The sequence below is a fragment of the Kineococcus gypseus genome (assembly GCF_050871305.1).
GTDB classification, from domain to species: Bacteria; Actinomycetota; Actinomycetes; order Actinomycetales; family Kineococcaceae; genus Kineococcus; species Kineococcus gypseus.
Genome location: NZ_JBJLRD010000056.1, coordinates 20,049 through 27,069, shown reverse-complemented (window position 1 = coordinate 27,069; position 7,021 = coordinate 20,049). Strand labels below are relative to the sequence as shown.

Here is a 7,021-nt window from a genome sequence, read left to right as displayed (position 1 = left end):
GTGTTGAACCGTTTTGGCTGGAAGGCCTCGTTCACGCCGACGACGGCCAGCCCGCCGCCCCCCCCCCCCCCCCCCCCCCCCCCCCCCCCCCCCCCCCCCCCCCCCCCCCCCCCCCCCCCCCCCCCCGCCCGGGTGTGCTCCCAGCGCGGGTGCAGCCCGCCCAGCAGCTCCTCGGCCAGGTGCGCGGCCGCGGTGACGAGCCGCCCGCCGTCGGACCCGTCGAGCGGTCCGGCGTGCGGTCCGTCGCGGGGTCCGCCGTCGGGCGCGGGCGCCGCTGCCGGGGGCGACGCGGGGGGCAGCACGCGGTGTCCGCTCACGCGGCCACGGTACGGGGCCGCGCGGCCACGTCCCGCTCACCCCCGCGGCGCGGGCACCCCGCCCAGGTGGGCGGCCAGCCAGTCCAGCTGCCGGCGCCAGTGGTGCGCCTGCCCGCCCTCGTGGTCGTTGAAGCGGTACACCGCCAGCTCCGCCGTGCCGCCGTAGGCGCGGTGCGCCGCGTACACCGTCGAGGGCGGGCAGGTGCGGTCCATCAGGGCCACCGAGAACAGCGCCGGGGCGCTCGCCCACGGCGCCAGGTGCGCCACGTCGAAGTGGTCCAGCGTCTCCAGCGCCCGGTCCACCCGGTCGCGGTGCACGGCCAGGTAGCGGCCGATCTCCAGGTACGGGCCGGTCGTGGTGATCTCCACGGCGCGGCGCAGGTGGCTCATGAACGGCACGTCGGGCAGCACCGCTGCCACGTCGGGCACCAGCGCGCCGGCGGCCAGCGACAGCGCCCCGCCCTGGCTGGCGCCGGTGACGGCCACCGCGTGCGCCTGCACGCCCGGCAGGGCGCGCGCCGCCTCCACCGCCCGGGCGGCGTCGGTGTAGACGCGGCGGTAGTAGTACTCGTCCGGGTCCAGCACGCCGCGCGTGGTGAAGCCCGGGGCCGACGGCTCCGAGCCGACCGGGTCGGGGGTGTGACCGCCGCCGCCCCACACCGAGCCCTGCCCGCGGGTGTCCACCACCAGGTGCGCGTACCCGGCGCTGGCCCACGTCAGGCGCTCCTCGGGCAGCCCGCGCCCGCCGCCGTAGCCGATGAACTCCACGACGGCCGGCAGCGGGCCGTCCACCCCGCGCGGGCGCACCAGCCAGGCCCGCACCCGGTGCCCGCCGAACCCGGCGAAGGAGACGTCGTGGTGCTCCAGGGTCGCCAGCCGGGTGGGCCGCGGCTCGCTGCGCACGTCCAGCGGCAGCGCGCGCGCCTCCGCCAGCGTGCGGTCCCAGAACTCGCGCAGCCCGGGCGGCGGGGTCAGGACCGGCTCGTACGCCTCGAGCTCGGCCTGGGTCATGTCGGACAGCGGCACCGCGGGTCCCTCCTCGGACGGGTCGTCTGGGCCGCATCCTGCCCGCCGCGCCGCTGCGCCGCCCCGTGGCGCGCCGCCGCCCCGTGCCGCCCGTGCCGCGCCTGCCCGTGCCCGCTAGCCTCCGGGGCGCCGGGCGGTCCGGGGCGGGGAGGAGCCGACGTGAAGCTGCTGCGCGTGGGGGAGCCGGGCCGCGAGCGCCCGCTGGCCCTGCTGGACGGGGGCACCGGCGCCGACCTGAGCGGCATGCTCGACCCGCACCGCCCGTGGTCCTCGCAGGACCTGCGCGCGGCCGCCGACGCCGTGGCCGGCGGCGGGCTGCCGCGCGTGCCGCTGGCCGGGCAGCGCCTGGCCCCGCCGCTGCCGCGGCCGGTGACGATCGTGTGCGTCGGGCTGAACTACCGCGACCACGCCGCCGAGACCGGTTCGCGCCTGCCCACCGAGCCGATCCTGTTCCTGAAGTCCCCGGCCACCGTCGTCGGCCCGCACGACGAGGTCCTCGTCCCGCGCGGCAGCACCCGCACCGACCACGAGGTCGAGCTGGGCGTGGTGATCGGCCGGCGCGCCCGCTACCTCGACAGCGCCGAGGAGGGCCTGGCGCACGTGGCCGGGTACGTCGTGTGCAACGACGTGTCCGAGCGCGAGTTCCAGCTCGAGCGCGGCGGCACGTGGGACAAGGGCAAGAACTGCGAGACGTTCAACCCGGTCGGCCCGTGGTTCGTCACCGCCGACGAGGTGCCCGACCCGCAGGCCCTGCGCCTGCGGCTGCGCGTCAACGGCGAGCTGCGCCAGGACGGCAGCACCGCCGACATGGTGTTCGGCGTGGGCGAGCTGGTGCGCTACGTCAGCCGCTTCACGGTCCTGGAACCCGGCGACCTGCTGAACACCGGGACCCCCGCCGGCGTGGCGATGGGCCGGCCGGACCCCAAGCCGTACCTGCGCCCCGGCGACGTCGTCGAGGCGGAGGTCGAGGGCCTGGGCAGCACGCGCAACCCGGTGGGTTCCGCCGGCTGAGGGCGCGCGGCGCCGGCGGGGCGCCCCGGCCGCGGCCGGTTCCCGGGCGCGCCGCCGGATGGCACGCTGGGCGCGTGGCTCGACGACGGCTCGACGGCGGCTGGGAGGTGCCCCCCTCGGCCTTCGCCACCGACGAGCAGGACCGCCTGCGCGGACGGGTGCGGATGCTCAACGGCGCCCTCGAGGGGGGCATGGAGGGCTGGACCCTGCCGGTGGAGCAGTGGGAACTGCTCCGCGAGGTGATCCTCGACGTCGTCGACGACGCCGACCCCGAGCGCGGTGCCCTGCTCAAGACGATCGTGGCGACCACCCAGGCGCGCCTGGGGGACCACCCCGCCTTCCCCGGCGGGCGCCTGACCAACTTCGCCCGCTACGTCAAGGTCGACCTGGAGGGCAGGGGGCTGCTGCAGGTCGTCCCCGGCTCCTCCCCCCAGCGCGTCCGGCGCCCGCGCTAGCGGCGGACGGCGCTCACCCCTCGGCGCGCGGGTCGTCCAGCACGTCGCGCCAGGAGTGCTGCGGCTCGTAGCCGAGCAGCTCGCGGGCCTTGTCGATGCTGTAGAAGGTCTCGTGCGGGCCCATCTCGCGGCGCACCTCGACACCGTCGTAGAAGGTGTCGATGAGCTCCTGCGTGCTCGCGGCGACCGACGTGTCGGCGTTGGCGACGTTGAAGACCTGGAAACCCAGCCCGTCGGTCTGCAGGGCGCGCAGGGTCATCTGCCCGAGGTCGCGGGTGTCGATGTAGGCGAAGATGTTGCGCCGGCGCAGCGAGGCGTCCGCCAGGAAGGCCGGGAACTTCTCGGCGTACTCGTGGGGCTCGATGACGTTGTTGATGCGCAGGCCGTACACGTCCGCGCCGGTGCGGGCGTGGAACGAGCGCGCGACCACCTCGCCGGCCACCTTCGAGATGGCGTAGGAGTCCTCGGGCACCACGGGGTGCTCCTCGTCGACGGGCACGTACAGCGGCTTGCGCTCGCCCTGCGCGAAGCAGACGCCGTAGGTCGTCTCCGAGGAGGCGAAGACCACCTTGCGCACGCCGAGCCGGGTCGCGGCCTCCAGCACGTTGTAGTGGGAGAGGATGTTGGTCGCGAACGTCGTGGCGTCGGGGGCGATCAGCATCGAGGGGATCGCGGCGAAGTGGACGACCGCGTCGTACGCGGACCCGCTGGTCGCGGCGGGCTCCGGGGCGTCGAGGTCGGCGCCCGTGGGCGTGCCCGCCATCGCCGAGTAGACCTGGCCGGCGTCGGTCAGGTCGACGCGCAGGTCCGCGACCCCGGGGTGGCGCAGCGGGGTGAGGTCGGCGTTGGTGACCTGGTGGCCCTGCGAGGCCAGGTACGGGGCGACGTGGTGTCCGGCCTTGCCGCTGCCGCCGGTGAAGAAGATGCGCATGCGGCCAGCCAACCACTCGTCCCGCGCCGCGCCACCGCCGGTCCGCTCCGCGCCCCCGGTCCGCCCCCGGTCCGCCCCCGCGCGGCGCGGCCGGCGGGGCTCACGCGGCGGCGCGGGCCCGGGGCCGGCGCGGTGCCCTCCTGGTGGCGGCGAGGACCGCGAGGCAGCCCGCTGCGCCGGCGGTCAGCAGCACCGTCCCGCTGGCGAGGTCGGCCACGCGCTGCGGCCAGGTCGCCACCGCGGGGGTGGCGAACAGGCCGGTGACGAACGGCTCCAGCACGGCGCCGGCGGGCACGACCAGGCGCGCCGGCACCCCCCGTCCGCCCGGGCGCCGGGCCAGCGCGCCCACCAGGCCGAGCGGTCCGCCCACGACCACGGCGGCCGCGAACCAGGAGGAGTTGTCCGCCCACACGCTCGGCTCGAACACCCCCAGGACCCGCCCCGTGCCGTAGTGCACGACGCACGCGGTGAGCAGGGACAGGACCCCGCCGACGGCGGCCCGGGCGGGGCGGCGCAGCAGCCACCCGGCCAGCACCCCCAGCCCGGCCCAGACCGTCCCGGCGTTGAGCAGCCGGCTGAGCGTCCCGCGCACGGCGAGCAGCGCGTCCGCCCCGCCGGTGGTCTGTGCGGCGGTCGTCACGTTCGAGGCTAGGGACAGCAGGGCCAGCACGACGGCTGCGCCGACGACCGGGGTCCACGAGCGTCGCTCCACGGCTGGAGGCCAGGCGTCGCGGGGCACCTGCGGTGCGGGACCGCCCGGTCCCGCCACGACACCTCCGCGCCCCGCGACGCGTGCGAGCCGCGGGCACGACGGAGCCGGTCGGCGGCGCCTGCGCCACCGACCGCCGGTGTGCCGCGGCCGACGGCATCGGCGACGATGCGCCCATGTGCGACGTGACGCCCCCCGCCCACCTGCTGCTGGTCCCGGACGCCCGGGCCGCCGGGCAGGCGCGTCGCTTCCTGCGCGAGCACGACTGCCCCGCGCACCACTCGCGGGTGCTGGACGAGGCCCAGCTGCTGACCACGGAGCTGGTCACCAACGCCGTCGCCCACGGCTGCCCGCCCGTGACGCTGCGGGTGACGTGCGACGGCACCCCCGGCATGGCCGTGGCCGTCGGCGACGGCGACCCGCACCCGCCCGTGGCGCGCGAGGCCGCCGCCGACGAGACCTCCGGGCGGGGGGTGGCGCTGGTGGACCTGCTCAGCGACGCGTGGGGCGTGGAGACCGACGGGAACGGCAAGACGGTCTGGTTCCACCTGCCGGCCTGAGCGCGGGTCCGCGCGGCAGGGCCCGCGCGGGCCGGGCGCGGCCTACGCTCGCGGGCGTGAAGGTCGTGCTCCCCGGCGGGACGGGGCAGGTCGGTGGCGTGCTGCGCCGGGCGCTGGCGCGGCGCGGCGACGACGTGGTCGTCCTGGGCCGCCGGCCGCAGCGGCTCGAGGACGGCGTGCGGCACGTGCTCTGGGACGGGCGCTCGCCGGGCCCGTGGCAGGACGAGGTCGACGGCGCCGACGCGGTCGTCAACCTCGCCGGCCGGACGGTGAACTGCCGCTACACCGACGCGAACCTGCGCCAGATGATGGACTCGCGCGTGGACTCCGCGCGGGCGGTGGGTGAGGCGGTGGCCCGGGCCGCGCGCCCGCCGCGGGTGTGGCTGCAGATGAGCACCGCGACGATCTACGCCGACGCGCGCAGCCGCGGCGACGACCTGCCGCACGACGAGGAGGACGGCGTCCTCGGCGGGGAGGAACCCGGTGTCCCGCTGTACTGGGAGTACAGCGTGCGCATCGCCCGCCGGTGGGAGCGGGCCCAGGCCGAGGCGGACACCCCCGCCACGCGCCGCGCGGTGCTGCGCACCTCGATGGTGATGACCCCCGACGCCGGTGGCGTCTTCGACTACCTGTCCACCATGGCGCGCCTCGGCCTGGGCGGAGCGGTCGCCGGCGGCGAGCAGTTCGTCTCCTGGATCCACGGCGACGACTTCGTGCGCGCCGTGCTGCTGCTGCTGGAGCGCGACGACCTCGACGGGCCCTTCATCCTCGCCGCGCCCGAGCCGGTCCCGCAGCGCGAGCTGATGCGCTCGCTGCGCGCGGCCTGGGGCGTGCCCGTGGGCCTGCCCGCCACGCGCCTGATGGCCGAGGTCGGAGCGTTCGTGCTGCGCACCGACACCGAGCTGCTGCTCAAGAGCCGCCGCGTCGTGCCCGGCCGCCTGCTCGCGGCGGGCTTCACGTTCGAGCACCCGCGGTGGGCCGCCGCGGCGCAGGACCTGGCGGCGCGCTCGCGCGAGCAGCGCCGCCGGGTGCGCCCGCGCGCGGCGGCCGGCCGGGTCAGGCCTCCAGCAGACCCGCGCGCTGGGCGATGAGCAGCGCCTCGGTGCGGTTGGAGGCCCCCAGCCGCTGGTAGGTGCGCCCGAGCAGCCGGTACATCTCCCGCTCGGAGTAGGAGGTGCGCGCCGCCAGTTCGGAGACCGGCACGCCGGCGGCCAGCAGGCGCAGCCACGAGCGCTCGTCGGTGGTCACCTCCGGCACGCGCACGCCCACCAGGGGCAGGCACAGGGCGCGAGCGACGCCGCCGGGCAGCACGGTGAACCCGCGCGCCGCGGCGCAGAGCGCGGCGACCACCCCGCCGAGCGGCCCACCGGTGTGCACCGCGCCGCGCGCGCCGGCGCGCAGCGCGGCGGCGTACGAGGCCGGGGCCGGGTCGTCCAGCAGCGCGACCAGCGCCGGGGCGCGGCCCGCCACGCGCTGCAGCAGGCCCGCGGCGGCGGCGACGGTGCCCGCGGGCACCGCGACGACGTCCACCTGCGGTGCCGGGCCGGTGGTGCCGTCCAGCGGGTCGCGCAGCGCGGCGAGGTCGCGGGCGGTGGTGCCGTCCACCCCGTGCTGGCGCAGCGCCTCCACCAGGCCGTGCGCGGGCACCGGGGCCACGCCGCACAGCAGCACGGACGTGGTGGTGCGCGCCGCGGGCGCGGTGGTCACGCTGGTGAAGCGGCGAGCGGCGGGCACCGCGGGGCGGGGGTGCGCGTCGGTGAGGTCGATGACGTCGGGCGCGCGGAGAGGAGCTTCTGCGGTCATGTCGTCCCTGGGGTCCGTGGCGGGTGTGCGACAGCTACGGGGCGGGGTCGACGGGTCCGTGTGCTCGAACCCCCCGTCCCGGACGCGCACCTCCTCGGAGCCCCCGCGCGAACCTGGGACGCTGACACCTTCACCCATGCGGGTGACGGTGTCAACGCGTTGCGGAGTCGATCTACGACACGTCGTAGCTGCGCGGTGAGAGCGCTCCC

At 77.5% G+C, this 7,021-nt stretch carries 8 protein-coding genes; 4 read left to right on the top strand and 4 right to left on the bottom strand.

Annotation, left to right across the window (positions count from 1 at the left end):
- Positions 1–353: 353 nt before the first annotated feature.
- Positions 354–1,343: an acetylxylan esterase gene (locus ACRYMN_RS17750; protein ID WP_432497936.1), complete on the bottom strand. Its 990-nt coding sequence runs from the start codon at positions 1,341–1,343 to the stop codon at positions 354–356.
- A 159-nt stretch (positions 1,344–1,502) separates the two neighbouring features.
- Between ACRYMN_RS17750 and ACRYMN_RS17745 the strand changes: the two genes are divergently transcribed.
- Both ACRYMN_RS17745 and ACRYMN_RS17740 read left to right on the top strand, forming a co-directional pair.
- Positions 1,503–2,354: a fumarylacetoacetate hydrolase family protein gene (locus ACRYMN_RS17745; protein ID WP_432497934.1), complete on the top strand. Its 852-nt coding sequence runs from the start codon at positions 1,503–1,505 to the stop codon at positions 2,352–2,354.
- Positions 2,355–2,428: 74 nt separating this feature from the next.
- Positions 2,429–2,809 carry a DUF6958 family protein gene (locus ACRYMN_RS17740; RefSeq protein ID WP_432497931.1) on the top strand — a complete coding sequence of 127 codons (381 nt, stop codon included), beginning with the start codon at positions 2,429–2,431 and terminating at the stop codon, positions 2,807–2,809.
- A 13-nt stretch (positions 2,810–2,822) separates the two neighbouring features.
- Here ACRYMN_RS17740 and ACRYMN_RS17735 read toward each other — a convergent pair whose 3' ends face one another.
- Entirely contained in the window at positions 2,823–3,740 is a 918-nt protein-coding gene (locus ACRYMN_RS17735) for an NAD-dependent epimerase/dehydratase family protein (protein ID WP_432497929.1), read from the bottom strand.
- A 100-nt stretch (positions 3,741–3,840) separates the two neighbouring features.
- Positions 3,841–4,452 (bottom strand): hypothetical protein, encoded by a 612-nt coding sequence (locus ACRYMN_RS17730; RefSeq protein WP_432497926.1) that lies wholly within the window; start codon positions 4,450–4,452, stop codon positions 3,841–3,843.
- A 173-nt stretch (positions 4,453–4,625) separates the two neighbouring features.
- Here ACRYMN_RS17730 and ACRYMN_RS17725 point away from each other — a divergent pair, with 173 nt between their 5' ends.
- Together ACRYMN_RS17725 and ACRYMN_RS17720 are read left to right on the top strand one after the other, a co-directional pair.
- Positions 4,626–5,009 (top strand): ATP-binding protein, encoded by a 384-nt coding sequence (locus ACRYMN_RS17725; RefSeq protein WP_432497923.1) that lies wholly within the window; start codon positions 4,626–4,628, stop codon positions 5,007–5,009.
- A gap of 56 nt (positions 5,010–5,065) precedes the next feature.
- Entirely contained in the window at positions 5,066–6,100 is a 1,035-nt protein-coding gene (locus tag ACRYMN_RS17720) for an epimerase (RefSeq protein WP_432497921.1), read from the top strand.
- Here the strand turns inward: ACRYMN_RS17720 and ACRYMN_RS17715 are convergent.
- Positions 6,066–6,812 (bottom strand): helix-turn-helix domain-containing protein, encoded by a 747-nt coding sequence (locus tag ACRYMN_RS17715; RefSeq protein ID WP_432497919.1) that lies wholly within the window; start codon positions 6,810–6,812, stop codon positions 6,066–6,068. The two genes, ACRYMN_RS17720 and ACRYMN_RS17715, sit on opposite strands and share 35 nt — an antisense overlap.
- Positions 6,813–7,021: the final 209 nt, after the last annotated feature.

What these genes read in the sequence shown, in the direction of transcription:
- ACRYMN_RS17735 (WP_432497929.1), bottom strand. Translation starts at nt 3,740, where the DNA reads ATGCGCATCTTCTTCACCGGCGGCAGCGGCAAGGCCGGACACCACGTC.
- ACRYMN_RS17725 (WP_432497923.1), top strand. Translation starts at nt 4,626, where the DNA reads ATGTGCGACGTGACGCCCCCCGCCCACCTGCTGCTGGTCCCGGACGCC.
- ACRYMN_RS17715 (WP_432497919.1), bottom strand. Translation starts at nt 6,812, where the DNA reads ATGACCGCAGAAGCTCCTCTCCGCGCGCCCGACGTCATCGACCTCACC.